This window comes from Anaeromyxobacter sp. (genome assembly GCA_016718565.1).
Classification (GTDB): Bacteria; Myxococcota; Myxococcia; order Myxococcales; family Anaeromyxobacteraceae; genus JADKCZ01.
In genome coordinates this window covers 558,234-580,747 of sequence record JADKCZ010000018.1, presented here as the reverse complement: position 1 = coordinate 580,747, position 22,514 = coordinate 558,234, and the positions used below count along the sequence as shown (strand labels likewise).

Here is a 22,514-nt window from a genome sequence, read left to right as displayed (position 1 = left end):
GTCAGTGGCCGTGGCCGTGATCGTGGCCGTGATCGTGGCCCTCGGGGCCGTGCACGTGGCCGTGCTCCAGCTCCTCGGCCGTGGCCTCGCGGATCTCGCCGACGGTGACCTCGAAGTGCAGGGTCTTGCCGGCCAGCGGGTGGTTGAAGTCCACCACCACCACCTGGCCCTCCAGGCTGTTCTCCACGCCCTTCACCACGAAGGGCATGGGGTCGCCGTCCGGACCCTCGGCCACCAGCTCCATGCCGACCTCCGGCTTGAAGCCCTCGGGGAAGGCGCTCAGCGGCACCCGCTGGAACGCCTCCAGGTTCAGCTCGCCGTACCCGTCGGAGGGCGACACCACCACCTGGCGCTTGGCGCCGGTCTCCAGCCCCTCCAGGGCGGCCTCCAGCCCGGGCACGATCTGGGAGTGACCGTGCAGGTAGACCATGGGGTCACCCGGCTGGGAGGCGTCCACCACCTCGCCGTCGCCGAAGTGGAGGGAGTACTCCAGGGACACGACGCTGTTCGAGCCGATCTTCATAGGGGCGGACCCATATCAAGCCGGGCGCGCGTTGGCACGCGGGAAACGGCGAGGGCGCCCCCCGGTCAGCCGACCACGCGCAGCGGGCTCTTCTCGGCGGCCAGCACCGCCTCGAAGGAGGCCATCAGCTCCGCCACCGAGGGCAGCGCGCTGGCGTCCCGCTCCGGGATGCGGGTGATGGAGGACCCGGTGTAGAAGAGGCCGTTCCTGGTGTCGCCCTTGATGGCGGCGGCCAGCAGGGCGTCGGTGATGCAGAAGCTCTCCTTGAAGTCGGAGGCCCGGCACAGGCAGAGCTCGTCCCCCAGGCACTCCACGCAGGCCTTCCTGCGGCCGTGGTAGCCGTCCGGGCCGTAGAACCAGGCCTTGCTGCGCGGCGGGAAGGCCGTGCCCGCCGCCAGCGCCTCGGTGAAGTCGTTGCGCACGGCGCGGGCCTTCATCCCCTTGACGCAGGAGGTGATGAGGGTGATGTCCTCGGCGGTCTTGCCGAGGTGCATGGCCTTGAAGTTCTGGTGGGCGTCGCCGTCGGAGCAAGCCAGGAAGCGCGACGCCACCTGCACGCCCGCCGCCCCGGCGGCCAGGAAGCGGCTCACGTCGGCCGAGTCCACCCCGCCCGCGGCCACCACCGGCAGCGCGGTGTGCCGGAGGACCTCGTCCACCAGGCCCGGCAGCGGGTGGCCCACGTCGCCGATGTGGCCGCCGGCCTCGGCGCCCTCGGCCACCAGGAAGTCGGCGCCCCACTTCTCGTACATGGCGGCCAGGCGGCCCGAGGAGACGATGCCGGCGAACGGGACGTTCCCGGCGCGGCACCACTTGATGATCTCGCGCGAGATGCCGGCGCCCTGCACGATGAAGGAGACCCGCTCCTCGATGGCGATGCGGGTGCAGGCCTCGAACTCGGCCTTGTTGATGGCCGCCATCAGGTTCACGCCGACGAAGCCGCCCTCGGCCTCGGCGCGGCAGCGCCGGATCTCGGCGCGGAAGTGGTCGGGGCTCTTCACCACGGCCGAGACCGTGCCCACGCCCACCAGCCGCGCGCCGCGGTGGCGCGCCACCTTGCCGGAGAGGCCGTCGCTGGCGTGGATGCCCATGCCGCCCTGCACCAGCAGGCGGCGCCCCGAGGCCAGGAGCCCCTGGATGGTGGCGCGGTCCAGCCTGCCGAGCGGCAGCGGCTCGGCGGTGGTGGTGCTGGCCTCGGCGGTGCCGGCGGTCATGGGAAGCCTCGGGGCGCGCAGGGGAGGGGGCGCGCGAACCAGAGACACTAGGGGTGACGTGTCATCACGGTGTCACGGTGCCTGTGACGAGCGTGCGACGCGGCGCGGCGAACGTGACGCGGGGCGGCAGGGGGGGCGAGGTCCGCGAGGCGCCGCGCAGCGTGACGCAGCGTGAAGCGAGGCGACGGGCTCGCCGCGAGCGACGGCGCGACCCGCTCCTCGGATCCGCGGTATCTTCGAGGCCGTCACCCGGAGGAAGACCCCCATGCGCCGAGCCCTCGCCGCCGCCTCGCTCCTCGCCGCCCTCGCCTGCGCCGACGAGAAGCGCGCCCCGCCGCCGCCTGCGGCCGACGCCCCCACCCAGACCGCACCTCCGGCACCGGTCGCGCCTCCGGCCGCGATCCCGGAGCCTGCCGCAAACCCGCCGCCAGCCGTGGTTCCAGCGCCGGCCCCGACCCAGCCAACGACCCCGGTCCCGGCCCCGGCCCCGAAGCCCAAGCCGACCCCGACCCCGGCCCCGACCCCGGCCCCGATCCCGGTCCCGACCCCGACCCCGACCCCGACCCCGGCCCCGACCCCGACCCCGGCCCCGACCCCGACCCCGACCCCGGCCCCGGCCCCGACCCCGACCCCGACCCCGACCCCGACCCCGACCCCGACCCCGACCCCGACCCCGACCCCGACCGCCCACGCCTCCATCGGCGCCGAGAAGTGCAAGATGTGCCACCGCGTCCAGTACGACTCCTGGTCCGCCTCCGCCCACAAGGCCAAGGGGCTCGACTGCGAGGGCTGCCACGGCCCCGGCGCGGACTACAAGAGCGCGGGCGTGATGCGGAACCGCGCCGCGGCGGTGGCGGCCGGGCTCTTGCTCCCCGGTCCGACGTTCTGCGTCAAGTGCCACGCCAAGGCGGACGCCTCGCTCCTCCCGAAGGTCCACGCGCACAAGGCGAAGTGACGAGGCGCTCGCCTCGCGCGAGTCCAGCCCACTTGGAGGGAGGACCGGCCTGCTGAAAGGTGGGCCGAAGGAGCGTCCCGCGCCTACGGGACGCTGGGTATGAGCCCGGCCGGGTCGGGGGGTGCGACGATCCTGCTAGGGTCGGGCGGCCATCGGAGGTCTCATGCGCCGCCTTGCTCTCCTCGCTCTCGCCGCCTCGCTCGCCTGCTCGTCCGAGGTGACGCCCCAGAACCCGTACGACCCGGCCACGCCGCTCCCGCTGCAGGCCAAGGCGCGGGTCTCGGGCCGGGTGGCGGCGTCGGGGTTGCCGTCCGCCGAGGGGGTGGCGGTCTTCCTGCGCCAGGACGGCCAGCTGGTGGACTCCTTCTCCACCGACGCGGGCGGCGCCTTCGTCTTCGACTCGCTGACCCCCGGCAACTACGCGGTCGAGGCCAAGCCGGCCGGCTTCCAGCTGCGCAGCGTGACGCTCACGCTGTCGGCCGGCGAGGACGCCGACGTCGGCACGCTGGCGCTGAGCCCGGAGGGCGGCACCGACCGCGGGGCGCTCAAGGGGCTGGCCGTGCTCGGCGCCATCCCGGCCGACCCCGCCGATCCCATCGAGCCGGATCCCGCGGCCGACAACGGCGGCATCCTCATCGAGGCGGTCGGCACGCCCTTCGCGGCCGTGACCACCTCCACCGGCCAGTACCAGCTCGACCTGCCGCAGGGCACCTACGACCTGCGCATCTCGCACCCGGACTACGTGGCCCGCACCATCCAGGCCCAGCAGGTCACGCTGGGCGTGACCGGCGACGTGATCCTGGTGGTGCTGGCCACCAACCCGGCCACGGTGAGCGGCACGGTGGTGGCCGAGCTGGCGGACGGCAGCGTGGCGCCGCTCCCCGACGCCCTGGTGACCCTCGACGGCACCTCCGCCACCGGGGTCACCAACGCGGCCGGCCAGTTCACCCTGGATCAGCTGGCCCCGGGCAGCTACCTGCTGCGCGTGCTCAAGGCCGGCTACGACACCGGCTCGGTGCCGGTGCTCAATCTGGTGGGCGCCGAGGTGCGCACCCTGGCCGATCCCGTCTCGCTGACGCTGCAGCGCGGCTCGCTCCACGGCGTGGTGGTGCTGGCCGACACGCCGGCCGACTCGAGCGGCGTGGTGGTGGAGGTGACCGGCTCGGGGCGCGCGGTGGTGACCGGCGCCGACGGCGCCTACGCCTTCGACGGCCTGGTGGCGGGCGCCTACGAGGTGCGGGCGCGGCGCGACGGCTACGGCCAGCAGGTGGTGACCGGCCTCTCCGTCACCGCCGGCGCCTCGGTGGCGGTGCCCGGCGTGACCCTGACCCGCCAGGGCGGCACGGTGGCCATCTCGCAGGGCGCCGTGACCAGCGGCCGCCCCATCACGCTGCAGCTCGGCGCGCCGTCGGCGGCCTCCTTCCGCGCCAGCGAGGACCCCACCTTCCAGGACCCGGCGCTGGGCGACACCACCGGCACCCACCCCTACGCCGGCCCGGGCTCGACCGCCCCCTTCACCCTCTCCGACCGCGACGGCACCCACGAGATCCACGTGGTCTTCGTGGACGGCAACGGCAGCGCCTCGGCCCCGGCCTCGGCCACCATCGTGCTCGACCGGCTGGCGCCGGCGGCCCCGTCGGTGGTCATCGAGACCGGCCTGGCCTACACCCGCGCCGCCACGGTGGGGCTGGCGCTCTCGGCGCAGGACCTGCCCGCCACCCCGGGCGCGGCCGTCTCCGGCCTCGCCAGGATGGAGCTGGCCGACAACTCGCTCTTCACCGGCGCGGTGCTGCTCGACTACAACCTGGCCCACACCTGGACCCTCTCGCCCGGCGACGGGGTGAAGGCGGTCTACGCCCGCTTCCACGACCGGGCCGGCAACGTCTCGGCCGACGCGGTGGCCCTGGTCACGCTCGACACGGTGGCGCCCGACGCGCCGTCCATCGCGCTCTCCGGCGGGGCCGGCGCCCCGGCCGGCACCACCGGCTCCGCGCTGGTCACCGCCACGCTCTCGGCCAGCGACGCCAACCAGGGGATCGACCGGCAGGGGCTGCAGGTCCGCCTCTCCAACGCCTCCGGCTTCGCCGGCGCCGCCTGGCAGCCCTTCGCCCCCAGCGTCTCCTGGCTGCTGCCGCCGGGCGACGGGGCCAAGCTGGTCTACGCCCAGTTCATGGATCCCGCCGGCAACCAGAGCCTGCCGGTGCAGGGCGGCATCACCCTGGCCGGCACCGCCCCCACCGCCGGCAGCCTCACCCTGGCCGGTGGCGCGGCCGCCACCAACCAGCAGGTGGTGCCGGTGGCCATCTCTGCCGCCGGCGCCGCCGAGATGCGCCTCTCGGTGAACGGCGTGGCCCAGCCGTCCGGCTGGGTCGCGTACGCCACGGGGGCCAGCGTCGACCTGGGGGCCACGCCGGACGAGGCCACCCGCACCGTCTCGGTCGCCTTCCGCAACGCGGCCGGGGTGGAGGGGGGAGCGGCCACCGCCGCCATCGTCTTCGACCAGCGCGCCCCCACCGCTCCCTCCGTGGCCGTCAACGGGGGGGCCGCCTTCACCGGCAGCCCCATCGTCGCCCTCACGCTCGGCGCCAGCGACGGCCCGGCCACCGCCGGCGGCTACGCCGCGGGGCTCGACGCCGTGGAGCTCTCGGCCGACGCGGCCTTCACCGCCCCCACGGTGCTCCCCTACGCCACCAGCGCGCCCTGGACCTTCACCGCGGTCGACGGCGCCAAGACCGTCTGGGCCCGCTTCCGCGACCGGGCGGGCAACCGCTCGGCGCCCACGTCCGCCACGGTGGTGCTCGACACCGTCGGCCCGGGCTCGCCGGTCCTGTCGCTCTCGGGCGGTGCCGGGGCGCAGGCCGGCTTCACCGCCTCGCCGGTGGTGACCGCCACGCTCTCGGCCACCGATCTCAACGAGGGGGTCCTCAAGGCGAACCTGCAGGTCCGGCTCGGCAACGACGCCGGGTTCTCGGGCTCCACCTGGCAGCCCTACGCCGCCGCGCTCTCGTGGGTGCTGCCGGCCGGCGACGGGGCCAAGCAGGTCTGGGCCCAGTTCCGCGACCAGGCCGGCAACAGCAGCCTGGCCGTCAGCGCGCCCATCACGCTGGTGTCGGCGCCGCCCACCGGCGGCTCGCTGGTGCTGGCGGGCGGGGCCGCGGCCACCAGCCAGGCCTCCGTGAGCGCCGGCGTCCTGGCGGCCGGGGCCGCCGAGATGCGCTTCTACGTGAACGGCGTGGCCGGCGGCTGGGTCCCGTACGCCACCACGGCCTCGGTCAGCCTGTCCGGCGTGCCCGACGAGACCACCGCGTCGGTCTCGGTCCTCTTCCGCACCGCCGGCGGCATCGAGGGCGGCAGCGCCTCGGCCACCATCCTGGTGGACCGGACCGCCCCGACCGGCGGGAGCGTGGTGGTGGGCGGCGGGGCGACCTACGCCGGGTCGACCGCGGTGACGCTCACGGTGGCCGCCTCCGACGGGCCGGTCACCGGGTCGGCCGCCTCCGGCCTGGCCACGGTGGAGGTCTCGAACGACGCGGGCTTCGCGGCGCTGACGGCCTTCCCCTACGCCACCTCCATCCCCTGGACGCTGGCGGTGGGCGCCGACGGGGCGCGCACGGTCCACGTGCGGTTCAGGGACCGGGCGGGCAACACCTCGGCGGCGACCTCCGACGCCATCACGCTGGACGCGACCGGGCCGGCCACGCCGACCATCACGCTGGCCGGCAACGCCGGGGCGCAGGCGGGCTACACCGGCACGCCGGTGGTGACCGCCACGCTCTCGGCCACCGACCTCAACGAGGGGGCCCTCAAGGCGAACCTGCAGGTCCGGCTGGGCAACGACCTGGCCTTCTCGGGCTCCACCTGGCAGCCCTACGCCACCACGCTCTCCTGGGCGCTGCCGGGGGTGGACGGGCTGAAGACGGTCTACGCGCAGTTCAGGGACGCCGCCGGGAACGCCTCGGCCATCGTGAACACCACCATCACGCTGGCGGCCGCGCCGCCCTCGGGCGGCAGCATCGCCCTGGCCGGCGGGGCGACGGTCACCAACCTGGCCACGGTCACCGCGGCGGTGAGCGCCACGGGCGCCAGCCAGATGCGCTTCCTGGTCGACGGCGTGGCCACCGCCTGGGTGACCTACGCCGCCTCCGCCAGCGTGGCCCTCGGGGCCGCGCCGGACGAGGCCACCCGCACGGTGGCGGTGGCCTTCCGCAACGCCGGCGGCGTGGAGGGCGGCGGCGCCTCGACCACCATCCTGGTGGACCGGACCGCCCCGACCGGCGGGAGCGTGGTGGTGGGCGGTGGGGCGACCTACGCCGGGTCGACCGCGGTGACGCTCACGGTGGCCGCCTCCGACGGGCCGGTCACCGGGTCGGCCGCCTCCGGCCTGGCCACGGTGGAGGTCTCGAACGACGCGGGCTTCGCGGCGCTGACGGCCTCCCCTACGCCACCTCCATCCCCTGGACGCTGGCGGCGGGCGCCGACGGGGCGCGCACGGTCCACGTGCGGTTCAGGGACCGGGCGGGCAACACCTCGGCGGCGACCTCCGACGCCATCACGCTGGACGCGACCGGGCCGGCCACGCCGACCATCACGCTGGCCGGCAACGCCGGGGCGCAGGCGGGCTACACCGGCACGCCGGTGGTGACCGCCACGCTCTCGGCCACCGACCTCAACGAGGGGGCCCTCAAGGCGAACCTGCAGGTCCGGCTCGGCAACGACCTGGCCTTCTCGGGCTCGAGCTGGCAGCCCTACGCCACCACGCTCTCCTGGGCGCTGCCGGGGGTGGACGGGCTGAAGACGGTCTACGCGCAGTTCAGGGACGCCGCCGGGAACGCCTCGGCCATCGTGAACACCACCATCACGCTGGCGGCCGCGCCGCCCTCGGGCGGCAGCATCGCCCTGGCCGGCGGGGCGACGGTCACCAACCTGGCCACGGTCACCGCGGCGGTGAGCGCCACGGGCGCCAGCCAGATGCGCTTCCTGGTCGACGGCGTGGCCACCGCCTGGGTGACCTACGCGGCCTCCGCCAGCGTGGTCCTCGGGGCCACGCCGGACGAGGCGACCCGCACGGTGGCGGTGGCCTTCCGCAACGCCGGCGGCGTGGAGGGTGGCGGCGCCTCGGCCACCATCCTGCTCGACCAGGCCAGGCCGACCGCGGCCGCGGTGGTCATCGCCGGCGGCGCCGCCTTCACGGCCACCACCAGCGTGGCCCTGGCCCTGTCGGCCAGCGACGGGCCGGCGCCGGGCGGCACCGCCTCCGGGCTGGCCTCCGTCGAGGTGGCCAACAACGCGGCCTTCACCGCCGCCACCACCTTCGCCGCCACCGACGCGCTCACCTGGACCCTGGCGGCCGGCGCCGAGGGCGCCCGCACCGTCTGGGTCCGCTTCCGCGACCGGGCCGGCAACGTCTCCGACCCGGCCTCGACCAGCATCACCTACGACCAGACCGGCCCCGCCGGGCCCACCCTGGCCCTGGGGGGCAACCCGGAGGCCCAGGCCGGCTACACCGGGACCGCGGTGGTCACCGCCACCCTCTCGGCCACCGACGCCAACGAGGGCGCCGGGAGGGCCAACCTCCAGGTGCGGCTCTCCAACGACTCCGGGTTCGCCGGGGCGAGCTGGCAGCCGTACACGGCCGCGCTGCCCTGGCTGCTCCCCATCGGCGACGGCCTCAAGACGGTCTACGCCCAGTTCCGCGACGCCGCCGGCAACCTCTCCACCGTCGTCAACGCCGGCGTCACGCTCGACGCCACGCCGCCCACCGGCGGCGCCATCGCGGTGGCCGGCGGGGCCGCCGCCACCAACCAGCTCTCGGTGCCGGCCGTCATCTCCGCGGTCGGCGCGGCCCAGATGCAGGTCTACGTGAACGGGGCGGCCCAGCCCGGCGGCTGGCAGCCCTACGCCGCCGGCGCGACCGTGGCCCTGGGGAGCACGCCCGACGAGTCCTCGCGCATCGTCTCGGTGGTCTTCCGCAACTTCGGCGGCGTGGAGGGCGGCGCGGTGCTGACCTCCATCGTGGTCGACCGGGCGGCGCCGGTCTCGCCCGCGGTGCAGGTGGCCGGCGGCGCGGAGTTCACCGGCGGCACCGCGGTGACGCTCACGCTCTCGGCCTCCGACGGCCCCACCACCGGCACGCTGGCCTCGGGCCTGGCCAGCGTGGAGGTGGCCAACAACGCCGCCTTCACCGGCGCCACCACCTTCCCCTACGCCACCTCGGTGGCCTGGACCCTGGCCGCCGGCGCCGACGGGAGCCGCACCACCTGGGTGCGCTTCACCGACAAGGCGGGCAACGTCTCGGCCGTCGCCAGCGACGCCGCGGTGCTCGACACGGCCGGGCCCACCGTGCCCGCCATCGGGCTGGCCGGCAACGCCAGCGCCCAGGCCGGCTACACCGGCACGCCGGTGGTGACCGCCACGCTCTCGGCCAGCGACGTCAACGAGGGGGTCGCCAAGGCCAACCTGCAGGTGCGCGTCTCCAACGACCCGGGCTTCGCGGGCGCCAGCTGGCAGCCCTACACCACCTCGCTCCCCTGGGTGCTGCCCATCGGCGACGGGGCCAAGTCGGTCTTCGCGCAGTTCCGGGACGCGGTGGGCAACGTGAGCCTGGCGGTGAGCGCCCCCATCACGCTGGCCGAGACCCCGCCCTCGGCCGGCACCATCGCGCTGGCCGGCGGCGCCCCCGCCACCAACCAGCAGACCGTCACCGCCACGCTGGGCGCCACCGGCGCCACGCGCATGCGGCTCTACGTCAACGGCGTGGCCCAGGGGGCCGACTTCGTGGCCTACGCGGCCGCCGCCCTGGTGGACCTGGGGCTGGCGCCCGACGAGTCCACCCGCACCGTCTCGGTGGTCTACCGCAACGCCGGCGGCGTGGACGGCGGCGACGCCCTGGCCACCATCGTGATGGACCGCACCCCGCCCAGCGCTCCGCTCGTCCTGGTGGCCGGTGGCGCCGCCTGGTCCGCCACCACGGCGGTGGCCCTCTCGGTCTCGGCGCAGGACGGCCCGGCCACCGGCACGGTGGCCTCCGGGCTGGCCAGCGTGGAGGTGGCCAACGTCGCCGCCTTCACCGGCTCCGCCACCTTCGCCATCGCCGACACGGTGGCCTGGACACTGGCGGCCGGCGACGGCGCCAAGACCGTGCACACCCGCTTCCGCGACAAGGCGGGCAACGTCTCCGCCGTCGCCACCGACGGCGTGATCCTCGACGCCACCGGCCCCAGCCTGCCCACCATCGCCCTGCTGGGCAACACCGAGGCGGCGGGCGGCTACACCGGCACGCCGGTGGTGACCGCCACGCTCTCGGCCAGCGACGTCAACGAGGGGGCCGCCAAGGCCAACCTGCAGGTGCGGGTCGCCAACGACGTGGGCTTCTCGGGCGCCAGCTGGCAGCCCTACACCACCAGCCTGCAGTGGGTGCTCCCCACCGGTGACGGCACCAAGACCGTCTACGCCCAGTTCCGCGACGGCGCCGGCAACCCCAGCGCCACCGCCAGCGCCATCATCCAGCTGCTGGCCACCCCGCCCAGCGGCGGCTCCATCGTGCTGGCCTCGGGCGCCGCCGCCACGGCCCTGCAGGTGGTGCCGGCGGCCATCTCCTCCAGCGGCGCGGCCACCATGCGCCTCTCGGTGAACGGCGTGGCCGTCACCGGCTGGATCCCCTACGCCACCTCCACCACGGTGGACCTGGGGGCCACCCCCGACCAGGCCACCCGGGCGGTCACCGTCTCCTTCCGCAACCTGGGCGGCGTGGAGGGCGGCGCGGCCACCGACTCGATCCGCTTCGACCGGACCGCGCCCGACTTCGGGACGCTCGCCGTCACCGGCACGCTCGGCAACGGGACCACCAGCAACTCCCTCACGGCCACCCCGGCGGTGACCTTGTCCATCACGCCGCCCGGCGCCGACGAGGTCGAGATGGCGATCGCCCAGGCGGCCACGGCCCTCACCTCCTGCGCGGCCTCCTTCGCCTCTCCCCTGTGGCAGCCGGTCTCGCGCACGGCCACGCTGGTGCTGACCGGCTCCGACGGCGCCAAGCGGGCCTGCGTGCTCTTCCGCGACGCGGCCGGCAACTTCTCCGCCCTCACCGCGGCGGCGGCCGGCATCACGCTCGACACCACGCCGCCCACCAACCCCGCCTTCGTCAACCTCTTCTCGCAGCGCCAGAACACGCTCTCGGCGCCGACCAGCGGGGTGCCCATCATCACGGCCTCGACCGACGTCACCACGGTCCAGTACCAGTGCACCGGCGGCACCGGCGCCAGCTACGGGGCCCTCTGGACCGACTGCTCCGCCACCACCGCGCTGCCCCGCGCCTACGCGCTGGCCGCCAACGCCCAGTCGACGCTCGGCGTGCGGGCCCGCGACCTGGCCTACAACTACAGCCCGGGCTCCTTCGTCCAGATCATCCACGACGACGTGGCGCCGTTCCCGCCCTTCATCACCGACCTGCGCGCCTCGCGGGACAGCGTGACCGTCACCTGGGACGCCACCGCCGACACCGACGTGGCGAGCTTCCTCGTCTACTACGGCAACGCGGTGGCCGACTACGCCGGCACCGGGGCGGCCCAGGGGCCGTCGCCGGTGATGGTGACCGCGGTGGCCGGACAGGTGGCCCCCGCCTTCACCCTCACCAACCTGGTGCCCGGCCTGCCCTACTACGTGGCCATCGAGGCGGTCGACTCGGCGGGCAACAGCAGCGGGCCGGGCGGCCAGCGCCTGGCCGTCCCCAACAAGGCCAACCCGCGCGTGCTCTCCACCTTCGGCGGGCAGCCCCGCGCCTCCGGCTCGGCCGTCTCCGGCGCCCGGACCTTCCTCTACCTGGCCCAGAACCAGGGCATCGTGCAGCTCGACGTGACCGGCGACGGCGGGGTGCCGGTGGTGGTGGGGCGCGCCTACCTGCCCGACCTGGTGCCCGACGAGGACCACTCGCTGGCCATCATCACCTGCTCCCGGGGCGGCGTGACCGGCCACTGCGTGCTGCCCACCGGCACCACCGCCGAGGGCGACTTCCGCGGCGACGGCGAGAACTACCGCGCCTCAACGCCCATCGTCTTTTTCAAGACCACCGGCTCCTCCGCCTCGCCGACGGTGGGCACCATCGAGGGCCTCCTGCCGGTCCAGCCCACCCACGTGCTGGTCGGGACCTTCGCCGGCGAGCCGGTGGTGGTCACCGTCGACCGGAAGGGGCTGCGGGCCTTCACCTTCAAGGCCGGGCAGCTGGCCTTCCTCCGCCAGGTGGCGCGCCGCGACTTCTCCGCCTCGGTGCTGAAGGTCTACGCCGCCACGCTGGCCTTCGGCCAGGTCCACGCCTTCGCCCGCGTCGATCCGCGCGACGACACGGCGCCCAACCTGTGGACCTTCGATCTCACCACCGTGCTGGCCGGGGGCATCACCGAGACCCGCCACGGGCCGCTCCTCGACGACGCCGGCGTGCCCATCGGCGACATCGCCTTCGGCGCCTCGGTGCAGGACTTCGTGCCCGCCTTCCACAACGGCATCTTCCTCTCCTACGTGTCCTCGATCTCCGACCAGACCGTGCTCTCCTGGTACTCGCCGGGCTTCGCCGGTCCACAGGACACGCTCACGCTGCCGAGCGGCGCCGGGTCCGACGGCACCGGGCCGGTGGCGACGGCCGGCGGGATCAACCAGAACCTGTACGTCTTCGTGAGCGGCGGCATGGGCTCGCCCGAGGTCTTCCAGGTGCTCGACGACGGCGGCCTGGTCTTCCTGAGCCAGTTCAGCTGGCTCGGCATGTCCGACGCGGTGGCGGCCCACGCCGGGCTGAACCACCTGGGCCAGGAGCGGCTCTGGGCGGTGGAGGTGGCCGGCATGAACCGCGCCCTGGAGCGGTACACGGTCACCGGCACCGCCATCGCCCACCTGGCCGCCTCCTTCCTGGAGCTGCCGCCGGAGGCCTTCGCCGAGAGCGATCGGTTCCTCTTCGTGGCGGCGGGCCGCTCCATCCACACGGTGGACGCCTCCAACCCCTACACGCCCAACGTGATCTCCTCCGTCACCCCGGGCTGGATCGCCAACTACACCAAGGTGGTGGTCCACGGCCGCTTCCTCTACGCCCTGGGCGGCTCGACCGGCCTGGACGTCTTCCGCATCAACGGCAACGGCTCGCTCACCTACCGGACCTTCACGGGCGACAACAGCGTCAGCGACGCGGCGGTGGTGGGGCGCTGGCTCTTCACCGTCTCGGCCAGCGGCCTGCGGGCCTACGACGTGAGCAACGTCGGGGCGGCCACGCCCTCCATGACGCTGCTCAACACCCTGGCCCCCGGGGTCACCATCAACGCCATCGCGGCGCGCTACGACAACTCGGTGGCGGGCGCGGTGGGGGTCAGCCCGGTGGCGCACGCGGTCATCTACGCGGTCACCGGGGCGTCCGAGCTGCGCACCTACGACTTCAACGGCGCCACCCTGTCGCTGCTGGGCGCGGCGAGCTGGAGCGGCGGCGCCGGCAGCAACGTCACGGTGGAGGGCGACTACGCGGTGGCCGGGACGCAGGACGGGGCCTACCTCTTCATCGTCTCCACGCCCTCGTCGCCCTTCCTGACCGGTCCGGCCATCTACCCGCTGTCCGGGCCGACCCTGCTGCAGGACGGCTACCTGGTCGGGCTGGGGGCCTACGGCGACCCCAGCGGGCCCTCCTTCGTCGGGCGCGCGGCGGGCGGCGTGGACGGGACCATCCGCTACTCGGCCTGCTCGGCGCCGCAGGGCGGGGAGCGCGGCTCGCTGACGCACGTGGACGGGCGCTACGCCGCCTCCTGCGGGCGCAACGGCATCACCTTCTTCACGCCGGTCTCGGCGGAGGGCGGCCGCCTGCTCAAGAGCCACGACATCGCCGCCTCCTGGGGCTTCCAGGGCGCGGCGCTGGCCTCCGACGGCATGCTGGCGCGGATCGCCGGCCCCACCATCCCCGGGGCCGGCTTCACCGACAACTCCCGCCTGTACAGCGCCAACGAGCAGAGCCTGGCCGAGGGGACGCTGGCGGCGCCCTTCTACGCCTCCACCAACATCCAGCTCAACCTGCCCAACCAGGCCGCCGGCCTGGACGTCCTCCGCTCGGTCTCCTTCCTGGTCGAGTCGGACGGGCTGATCTTCGCGGTGACCCGCCGGGTGGCCGGAGCGCCCACCGTGGACGCCTTCGACCCGGGGACGGCGCCCTGGACCTACCTCGGCCGCTACACCTTCACCGGGACGGCCGAGCCGGCCGCGGTGGTCAGCGACGGCGAGTACCTCTACGTGGCGCGCAACGGCTCGGCCGGCCAGGTGGACGTGATCGACATCCGCAACCCGGTGGCCATGACCCTGCGGGCCACCACCGTCGCGCTCCCGCTCAACTACCAGATCGCCTCGCTGACCCTCTCGCGGGACCGGCTCTACGCCGGCATGGCCCAGGGGAGCCCGGAGCTCAACGAGGTGCGGGTCTGGGACGTCTCGACGGTGCAGGCCTCCGGCACGGTCTCCGCCAGGACCACCCTGCAGATCGGCGTGGAGGGGGGCATCACCGGCGTGGCGGTGGTCGGGCGGACGCTCTTCTACACGCTGTACGACCCCATCTACCAGGTGCCCCAGTACCAGGTGGGCGTCCACCGGCTCTCCTCGGTGGACCGCGACGGCACCCTGAGCGGCGGCGACACCGGCGCGCTCAACGTCGCGCGGCTCACGGTGACGGCGCCGGCGCAGGCGCCGGTGGTGGCGGGCGACGTGCTCTACGTGGCCTCCAACCTCGGCCTCGCCTCCTTCAACCTGGCGCCGTACTGGCGCGACGGCTTGCCGCCGACGCCGGTGGGCGGCGTCAACCTGGCCGACCCGTTCCGCGGCGGGCCGATCACGCTGCGCCTCGACGGCCCGTTCGCCTCGATGGTGGGCGGGGTCTACCGCGTCTTCGACCTGCGGTGAGAGGGGACACGGCCATGCGGACCATGACGAGGGTGGCGGTGGTGGCGGCGCTGCTGGGCTGGGCGCCGGGGGCCAGGGCCGAGGAGACGGCGGCGGCGGCCAGGCGGGTGGCGGGGGCGCTGGTGGAGGCGCTCGCCAGGCGGGGGACCAGCGCGCCCGGGACGCTGGCGGTGTCGCCGGCGCGGGAGACCCCCACGGCGCAGCAGGCCGGGGCGGGGCGGGCCTTCACCGAGGCGCTCTCGGCCGAGCTGGTGCGCGGCGGCCGCGTCAAGGTGCGAGACTGGGCGCTGCTCGATCAGGCCCAGCGCGAGAAGACCCTGGCGGCCCTGCTGGGGGGCGGCCTGGCGCTGCCGCCGCTGCCGGAGGTGCAGGCGGTGGTGGTCACCGAGGCCTCGGGCGGCGGCGACGGCCCGGTGCGGGTGCAGGTGCGGGTGGTGGCCCTGCCGGCGGGCAACGTGCTGGCCAGCGAGACGGCCAAGCTGGACTCCGGCCGCCCCGGGGCGGCCCTGGCCCGCTCCGAGTCGGTGGACGTGGTGGTCCGCCGCCTCTCCGACATGCTCTCGGCGGGCCTGGGCAAGCTGCCCGGCGCCGGGCGCTACCAGCGGCTGGCGGTGCTGCCGTTCGTGGACGTCGGGCCGGAGTCCACCAAGCGGGAGCTGGGGGCGGTGGTGACGGCCGAGCTGTCCACCGACCTGCGGCAGTTCCACGGGCTGCTGCTGGTGGAGCGGGCCCGGCTGGGCGCCGTCCTGGCGGAGGTGAAGCTCGGCGAGATGGGGCTGGTGGACGCCAAGGACGCGCCGCGGCTGGGCAAGATCGCCGACGCCCAGGCGCTGGTGGTGGGCAGCGTGGCCGACGCCGGCGATCGCTTCCTGGTGAACGCCCGCATCGTCACCACCGAGACCGCGGAGACCCTGGCCACCGCCTCGGAGACCGTCTCGGCCGGGTCACTCATCGCCTTCTCGGCCGACGCGGTGGTGCTGCGGAGCCGGTCCGACGCGGTCTTCCGGTCGCTGCTGGTGCCAGGGTGGGGGCAGCTCTACAACCGCCAGCCGGTGAAGGCGGCGGTCTTCGGGGCGGCCGCGCTCGGGACGGTGGGGGCGGCGCTGGCCTTCCACCTGAAGGGCGCCAAGGCGGAGCGCGACTACCTGGCCAAGGTGACGCCGGGCCAGCTCGGGGGCGACCCGGGCGCCGAGGCGGCGGCCCTCAGGCAGCAGGCCAACGACGCCTACGGGGTGCGCAACGGGTTCCTGTGGGGCGCCGCCGGCGTGTGGGCCCTCGCGGCGGCCGACGCCTACCTGTTCGGCGTGGACGGGGCCAAGGCGGCCGACGGCCTGGCGCTGGCCCCGGCCAGCCAGGGGCTGGGGGTCGCGCTGGCGGGGCGGTTCTAGGGCACCGCGCGGCCTACGAGGTCGAGCGCTCCCCCCGCCCCACCAGCACCACCGCCGCCACGATGGCCGCCGTCGCGAGCACCAGCTGGCCGCCGAGCGGCTCGCCGGCCCACATCCAGCCGACCAAGACGGCGACCACCGGGTTCACGAAGGTGTGGGTCGCCACCAGCGCCGGCGGCACGCGCTGCAGGAGCCAGGTGTAGGCCGAGAAGGTGATCACCGAGCCGAAGGTGATGAGGTAGGCGAGGCCGAGCGCGGAGCGGAGCGAGATCGCGCCGGGGTCGAGCGCCGAGAGCTCGCCGGTGAGGCCCGCGAGCAGCAGGAGCATGGCGCCGCCCGTGAGCGTCGCCACGGCCGCGCGGCCGATGGCGTGCTCGGGGAGGTTCAGCAGCGGCCCCGCCACGACGCCGAGCGACCAGGCGAAGGAGCTGAGCAGCGTGGCGAAGATGGCCCGGTCGACCAGGCGCGCCGCGCCGAGCTCGGGCAGCGTGAGCAGCGCGACGCCGGCCAGGCCGAGCAGGAGGCCGAGGGCGCTGGGCCGGCGGAGGCGCTGGCGGCCAAGCGCAGCGCCGAGCCCCAGGATCATGAGCGGCTCGGTGGCGATGAGGAGCGCCGCCAGCCCCGACGAGATGTGCACCTCGGCCCAGTGCAGCAGGCCGTGTCCGGCCAGGAAGAAGAGCGCGCCGAGCACGCTGCCCGCGAGCCAGTCGGTGCGGCGCGGGCGGTAGCCGCGCAGCCAGGCCAGCGAGAAGAGCAGGGTCCCCGCCACGCCGTGGCGCACGCCCGCCGTGAGGAGCGGCGGGATGGTCTCGACCGCGTAGCGGATGGCCAGGAACGTCGTGCCCCAGACCAGGAAGACGGCCGCGAAGGCCAGGAGCACCAGGGCACGGGGCGGCGCGGGCGGTGGCGGCGCGGCGGGGGCCAGGCACGTACCTCCAGGAGCACCCATGACGGCTCTGACGCTACGTCCGGAGGAATAACCTGTCAAACGCGGTATGATGGTTAGCAAGGAGGCGGCACCCCCATGGCGTACGCGTTCACCGCCGGAGATCTGGGCCTGGACTTCGTGAACACGCTGGAGCGTCACGCGGGCCGGGCGCCGGAGGAGGTGCTGACCTCCTGGCGGGAGCTCGTCGACTGGGCGGCCCGGGCCGGGGTGGCGGGGCCGCAGGTGGCGGGCAGGCTGCGCGCGCTGGGGGTCGGGGACCGGCGCACCGCGCAGGCCGTGTTCCGGCGCGCGCTGCAGCTGCGGGACTGCCTCTACGAGCTCGTCACCGCGCACCTCGCCCGGCGGCGGCCCAGGACCGTCCACCTCCGGCGCTTCAACGGCTTCCTCGCCGAGGCGCAGGCCGCGGTCGTCCTGCGCGCCGCCGCCGGGGGCCTGGCCTTCGACCTCCCGGTCACGGCCGAGCGGCCCGCCTCGCTACTGGGTCCCGTCGTCATGGCCGCGGCGCGGCTCCTCACCTCCCCCGAGACCGTGGCGCTGATCCGCCGCTGCGACGCGGAGAACTGCCGCCAGTTCTTCGTCGACCGCAGCAAGAACCACTCGCGGCGGTGGTGCGACATGAAGCTGTGCGGCAACCGCGCCAAGGCGCGCGAGTTCTACCGGCAGCACCGCGGGCGCGGCTGAAGCCCTGCGCCCGGGCCTGGCCCTCCGCCCTGAGGAGGGGACCCGACCCCGACCCCGAGACGAAAACGGCCCGGACCGCCCCGTGGCAGGGGGCGATCCGGGCCTGGGTCCGTCGCGGCCGTGGCACGGGCCGCGGCGGCTCACCCCCCGATCACGGGAGTGGGACGACCGGGACCATCCAGGTGAAGACGTAGGCCTGCAGGAAGACCACCACGCCCACCAGGCAGGCCAGCGCCAGCGAGTGCCAGAAGACGTAGCGCAGGATCTCGCCCTCCTTGCCGTGCTGGCCGGTGGCCACGCCGGCCACCACGATGGACTGGGCGTCGATCATCTTGCCCATCACGCCGCCGGAGCTGTTGGAGGCGGCCGCCAGGATGGGGTTCATGCCGATGGCGTTGGCGCTCACCACCTGCAGGTTGCCGAAGAGCACGTTGGAGGAGGTGTCCGAGCCGGTCAGCGCCACGCCCAGCCAGCCCAGCAGCGGCGAGAAGAACGGGAAGAGCCAGCCGGTGGAGGCGAACGCCAGGCCCATGGTGGAGTCGGAGCCGCAGGACTTGGTGGTGAAGCCCAGCGCCAGCATGGCGGCGATGGTGATGAGGGACATCTTCACCCGCTTGAGCGTGCCCCAGTAGGTGGCCAGCAGCGGGCCGGGCTTCAGGCCGAGCCAGAGGCCCGAGATGATGCCGGAGAGCAGGAGGCCGGTCCCGGTGGCCGAGAGGTAGTTGAGGGTGTACTTGGCCCCCTCGGGGGTCAGCTTGGCCGCCACCGGCGGGGCCTTGATCACCAGGTTGTGCAGGTACGGCACCTCCCAGGACGGCGCGAACACGCCGCCGTACATGGTGTTCATCCAGATCTTGACCGGGCCGTAGCCCCAGATGAAGACCAGCACCGAGAGGACGATCCAGGGCATCCAGGCCATGAAGGCGGCGCCGAAGGAGTGGTTCTTGTGCTGGACCTGGGGGAGGTCGCGCTCCTCGGGGAAGCGCCAGATGTTCTTGGGCTGCCAGACCTTGAGGAAGCCGTAGAGCGCCACGATGCAGGCGATGGCGGCCACGATGTCGACCAGGTTCGGGCCGTGGAAGTTGGACATCACGAACTGCGGGACGGCGAAGGCCAGGCCGGCCACCAGGCAGGCCGGCCAGACCTCGACCATGCCGCGGAAGCCGGACATCTGCCAGACCAGCCAGAAGGGCACGATGAGCGAGAAGAGCGGCAGCTGCCGGCCGGCCATGGCCGAGAGGGCCAGCTCGTTGAGGCCGGTGACCTTGGCCAGGGTGATGATGGGCGTGCCGAGGGCGCCGTAGGCCACCGGCGCGGTGTTGCCGATCAGGGCCAGGCCGGCGGCCTGCAGCGGCTTGAAGCCGAGGCCGATCAGCATGGCGGCCGAGATGGCCACCGGGGTGCCGAAGCCGGCCGCGCCCTCGATGAAGGCGCCGAAGGCGAAGGCGATGAGCAGCACCTGGATGCGCCGGTCGCCCGCCAGGCCGCCGATGGTCTCCTTGACCACCTCGAACTTCCCCGTCTTGACGGTGATGTCGTAGACGAAGATGGCGTTGAGGATGATCCAGCCGATGGGCAGCAGGCCGAAGGCCGCGCCGTTGGCGGCCGCGGCGAAGGCCGTGCTGGCCGGCATCTGGTAGACGAAGATGGCGATGAGGAGCGCCAGCGCCAGGCTGAGCAGGGCCGCCAGGTGGGCCTTCATGTGGAAGAAGGCCAGGGCCCCGAGCAGCACCACCACCGGGATGGCGGCGACCAGCGTCGAGACGAAGAGGTTGCCTACGGGGATGTAGTTCTGTGTCCAGGCTGCGGGATTCATCGGTGGTCTCCGGGGAGAGGGAGGCGCTGCGTCAGGGGGCGGCGGGGCGCTGCGGTGCGGCGGGCTGCGGTGGCGCGGCCGGCGTGGTGCACCGGTCGACCAGGTAGACGATGGAGCGGTAGGGCCGCGCCGCGTGGTGCGACAGGCCGATCTCGCAGGTGCGGCTGTTGGAGAAGCCCTCGGTGCAGCCGGGCGGCAGGCCGTCCTTCAGCGCGGCCAGGGCGCTGGCGTTGAGCTCCGGGTGGCTGAAGCCGCGGTCGCCGGCGAAGCCGCAGCAGCCGACGCCGGGCGGCACCACCACCTGCTCGGCGCAGCGGCGGGCCACCGCCTCCAGCTTGGCGCCCAGGCCGAGCTTGGTGGAGCTGCAGGTGACGTGCAGGGCCACCGGCCCCGCCTCGCGCCGGAAGGTGAGCTTGTCGAGCAGGTGGTCGTGGATGAACTCGGCCGGCTCCAGCATGGTGAGGCGCGGGTCGAGCTTCTTGCGCATGCGCTGCAGGCACGGGCTGGTGTCGCAGAGGATGGGGATGGCCCCGCCCCGGCTCACCTCCAGCAGCGCCGCCTCCAGCTCGCGCGACTTCTCGTCGGCCAGCTCCGGGAAGCCCTTCGACTCGAAGGCCAGGCCGCAGCACAGGCTGGTGACCTCGGGCGGGAAGAGCACGTCGTAGCCGCCCTTGTCGAGCAGCGAGCGGACCGCGTCGGCCAGGGCGCGAGCCTCGGGGTCGCCGGGGGTCGGGCCGAAGGTGCGGGCCACGCAGGCCGGCAGGTAGACCACCTGGCGCCCCAGGCCGCGCCTGGTGTCGAGGTAGGGCGCGGCGCGGGCCGGCCCAGGCAGCGCCGGCGTGAAGGCCGGGCTGGCCCCGCCGGAGAGGACCCGCAGGCCGCGGAAGCCGCCCGCCACCACGCCGTCGCCGAGCAGGGCGCGGGCCCCGGCCGCCGCGGCCAGGCCCACCCGGGCCCCGGCGCTGGTGCCGGCCAGGTGGTGCGCCGCCAGGCCGGCGATGGAGCGGGCCAGCCCGCCGCGGGCGCCGGCCCGCAGCTTCTTCATGTAGCTGCCGGTGTCGATGCCCACCGGGCAGGCGGTGGCGCACAGGCCGTCGGTGGCGCAGGTCTCCTCGCCCCAGTAGCGGTAGTCGGCCTCGAGCCGCGCCAGCCTGGCCGGCTCGGCGCCGTCCACCCGCAGGCGCGCCATCTCCCGCGCCACGGTGATGCGCTGGCGCGGCGTGGCGGTCAGCTCGCGGGAAGGGCACTTGGGCTCGCAGAAGCCGCACTCGATGCAGCGGTCGACCACCTCGTCGGCGGGCGGCAGCGGCTTGAGGTGCTTCAGGTGGGCCTGCGGGTCGTCGTTCATGACGACGCCCGGGTTGAGCAGGCCGTGCGGGTCGAGCAGCGCCTTGACCCGCCGCATCACCCGGTAGGCGGCGGCGCCCCACTCCAGCTCGACGAAGGGGGCCATGTTGCGGCCGGTGCCGTGCTCGGCCTTGAGCGAGCCGTCGAAGCGGGTGGCCACCAGGGCGCAGACGTCGTCGAGGAAGCCCTGGTAGCGGGCCACCTCGGCCGGGTCGCCGAAGTCCTGGGTGAAGACGAAGTGCAGGTTCCCGTCGAGCGCGTGGCCGAAGATGATCCCCTCGGCGTAGCCGTGGCGGGCGAAGGCCCGCTGCAGCTCGACCAGGCCGGCCGCCAGGTGCTCCATGGGGAAGGCCACGTCCTCGATGATGACGGTGGTGCCGATGCGCCGCGCCGCCCCCACCGCCGGGAAGAGCCCCTTGCGGATGTCCCACAGCTTGTCGGCCGCCGCCTTGTCGGCCGTGAAGACCACCGGGCCCAGGGTCGGGACGCCGGAGAGGCGGGTCACCGCGGCGTCCACCGCCGCCGGCAGCGCCGCCGCCGAGGAGGCGCGCACCTCCACCAGCAGGGCGCAGGCCTCCGGGCCCAGCTCGGACAGGCCGCCGGGCATGCCCGGCTTCCCCTCCACGGCCCGCAGCGAGGCCCGGTCCATCAGCTCGGCGGCGGCCACCACCTGGCGGTCGAGCCGCTGCACCGCCAGGGCGGCCTGCTCCACGTCCGGGTAGAGCACCAGCGCGCTGGCCTTGTGGGCCTGCTCCTCCACGGTGCGGAAGGTGAGCTCGGAGAGGAAGGCCAGCGTGCCCTCGGACCCCACCAGCAGGTGCAGCAGCAGGTCGGCCGGGTCGTCGAAGTCCACGAAGGCGTTCAGCCCGTAGCCGGTGGTGTTCTTGACCCGGTACTTGCGCCGGATGCGATCGGCCAGGGCGGTGTCGGCGCGCACCTCGTCGCGCAGGTCCGCCAGGCCCTGCCAGATCTCGGGGTGGGCGGCGCGGAAGGCGGCGCGCGAGGCCGGGTCGCCGGTGTCGAGGCGGGAGCCGTCCCACAGCACGACTTTGGCCGACTCGAGCGTCTGGTAGCTGTTCTGCGCCGTGCCGCAGCACATGCCGCTGGCGTTGTTGGCGGCGATGCCTCCCACCATGCAGGCGCCGATGGAGGCCGGGTCCGGCCCCAGCTTGCGGCCGAAGGGGGCCAGCAGGGCGTTGGCCTCGGCGCCGATGACGCCCGGCCCCAGCCGCACCCGGGCGCCGCCGTCGAGCACCTGGCGGTCGCGGAAGCCGCCCGCCAGGATGACCAGCACCGAGTCGGTGACCGCCTGGCCGGAGAGGCTGGTGCCGGCGGCGCGGAAGGTGACGGGCAGCCGCCGGGCCGCCGCGGCGCGCAGCACCTGCTCCACCTCGGCCGCGTCGCGCACCTTGACGGCCAGCTTGGGCGTCAGCCGGTAGAAGCTGGCGTCGGTGCCCAGGGCCAGCAGCCGCAGGGGATCGATCACCAGCCGCCCGTCCGGGAAGGCGCCGGCGAGATCGGCGTGCAGGGCGCGATACGGCGGCGGGAGGGCGTCGAGGTCGAGGCTCATGGCGGGGGCTCGCGGGAGTAGGCCATGATCGGACGGCGGGGAGGCGGCGGAGTGGGTGAGAGGCGCACTCATGCCGGCGACCGGCGTTCGGCGCAGCCCGACCGGCGAGGTCATTGGGGTGGGAAGCCGGGTGACGCGACGCGTCGAGGCGAGGCGGGTGCGCG

Annotated in this window: 9 protein-coding genes and 2 pseudogenes; 6 read left to right on the top strand and 5 right to left on the bottom strand. The window is 74.7% G+C overall.

Features of this window, described 5'->3' with window-relative positions:
• Position 1 precedes the first annotated feature (1 nt).
• Complete coding sequence (locus IPO09_21615; protein MBK9519869.1) at positions 2-523, bottom strand: peptidylprolyl isomerase; 522 nt, start codon at positions 521-523, stop codon at positions 2-4.
• 65 nt (positions 524-588) lie between these two features.
• Positions 589-1,734 (bottom strand): nitronate monooxygenase, encoded by a 1,146-nt coding sequence (locus IPO09_21610; protein MBK9519868.1) that lies wholly within the window; start codon positions 1,732-1,734, stop codon positions 589-591.
• A gap of 265 nt (positions 1,735-1,999) precedes the next feature.
• Between IPO09_21610 and IPO09_21605 the strand changes: the two genes are divergently transcribed.
• The 5 genes and pseudogenes from IPO09_21605 to IPO09_21585 all read left to right on the top strand — a co-directional run bounded on the left by IPO09_21605 (position 2,000) and on the right by IPO09_21585 (position 15,987).
• The gene (locus IPO09_21605; protein ID MBK9519867.1) at positions 2,000-2,689 is read left to right on the top strand and encodes a hypothetical protein; all 690 of its coding nucleotides are present in this window, start codon (positions 2,000-2,002) and stop codon (positions 2,687-2,689) included.
• Between the two features lie 163 nt (positions 2,690-2,852).
• Positions 2,853-3,203, top strand: a pseudogene (locus IPO09_21600) (carboxypeptidase regulatory-like domain-containing protein).
• A gap of 39 nt (positions 3,204-3,242) precedes the next feature.
• A pseudogene (locus IPO09_21595) lies at positions 3,243-3,731 on the top strand (carboxypeptidase regulatory-like domain-containing protein).
• Positions 3,732-7,186: 3,455 nt separating this feature from the next.
• Positions 7,187-14,599, top strand: a complete 7,413-nt coding sequence (locus tag IPO09_21590; GenBank protein ID MBK9519866.1) for a fibronectin type III domain-containing protein — start codon at positions 7,187-7,189, stop codon at positions 14,597-14,599.
• A gap of 14 nt (positions 14,600-14,613) precedes the next feature.
• Positions 14,614-15,987: a hypothetical protein gene (locus tag IPO09_21585; GenBank protein ID MBK9519865.1), complete on the top strand. Its 1,374-nt coding sequence runs from the start codon at positions 14,614-14,616 to the stop codon at positions 15,985-15,987.
• Between the two features lie 13 nt (positions 15,988-16,000).
• On the opposite strand, the gene IPO09_21580 is transcribed toward IPO09_21585, so the two are convergent.
• Positions 16,001-16,936 (bottom strand): EamA family transporter, encoded by a 936-nt coding sequence (locus IPO09_21580; GenBank protein ID MBK9519864.1) that lies wholly within the window; start codon positions 16,934-16,936, stop codon positions 16,001-16,003.
• Between the two features lie 75 nt (positions 16,937-17,011).
• Here IPO09_21580 and IPO09_21575 point away from each other — a divergent pair, with 75 nt between their 5' ends.
• Entirely contained in the window at positions 17,012-17,617 is a 606-nt protein-coding gene (locus tag IPO09_21575) for a CGNR zinc finger domain-containing protein (protein ID MBK9519863.1), read from the top strand.
• 151 nt (positions 17,618-17,768) lie between these two features.
• Here IPO09_21575 and IPO09_21570 read toward each other — a convergent pair whose 3' ends face one another.
• The gene (locus tag IPO09_21570; GenBank protein ID MBK9519862.1) at positions 17,769-19,433 is read right to left on the bottom strand and encodes a lactate permease LctP family transporter; all 1,665 of its coding nucleotides are present in this window, start codon (positions 19,431-19,433) and stop codon (positions 17,769-17,771) included.
• 31 nt (positions 19,434-19,464) lie between these two features.
• On the bottom strand, positions 19,465-22,350 hold the full coding sequence (locus IPO09_21565; protein ID MBK9519861.1) for an FAD-binding oxidoreductase: 2,886 nt from the start codon (positions 22,348-22,350) through the stop codon (positions 19,465-19,467).
• Positions 22,351-22,514 lie beyond the last annotated feature (164 nt).

What these genes read in the sequence shown, in the direction of transcription:
- IPO09_21565 (MBK9519861.1), bottom strand. Translation starts at nt 22,350, where the DNA reads ATGAGCCTCGACCTCGACGCCCTCCCGCCGCCGTATCGCGCCCTGCAC.
- IPO09_21610 (MBK9519868.1), bottom strand. Translation starts at nt 1,734, where the DNA reads ATGACCGCCGGCACCGCCGAGGCCAGCACCACCACCGCCGAGCCGCTG.
- IPO09_21570 (MBK9519862.1), bottom strand. Translation starts at nt 19,433, where the DNA reads ATGAATCCCGCAGCCTGGACACAGAACTACATCCCCGTAGGCAACCTC.
- IPO09_21580 (MBK9519864.1), bottom strand. Translation starts at nt 16,936, where the DNA reads ATGGGTGCTCCTGGAGGTACGTGCCTGGCCCCCGCCGCGCCGCCACCG.
- IPO09_21615 (MBK9519869.1), bottom strand. Translation starts at nt 523, where the DNA reads ATGAAGATCGGCTCGAACAGCGTCGTGTCCCTGGAGTACTCCCTCCAC.
- IPO09_21585 (MBK9519865.1), top strand. Translation starts at nt 14,614, where the DNA reads ATGCGGACCATGACGAGGGTGGCGGTGGTGGCGGCGCTGCTGGGCTGG.
- IPO09_21575 (MBK9519863.1), top strand. Translation starts at nt 17,012, where the DNA reads ATGGCGTACGCGTTCACCGCCGGAGATCTGGGCCTGGACTTCGTGAAC.
- IPO09_21605 (MBK9519867.1), top strand. Translation starts at nt 2,000, where the DNA reads ATGCGCCGAGCCCTCGCCGCCGCCTCGCTCCTCGCCGCCCTCGCCTGC.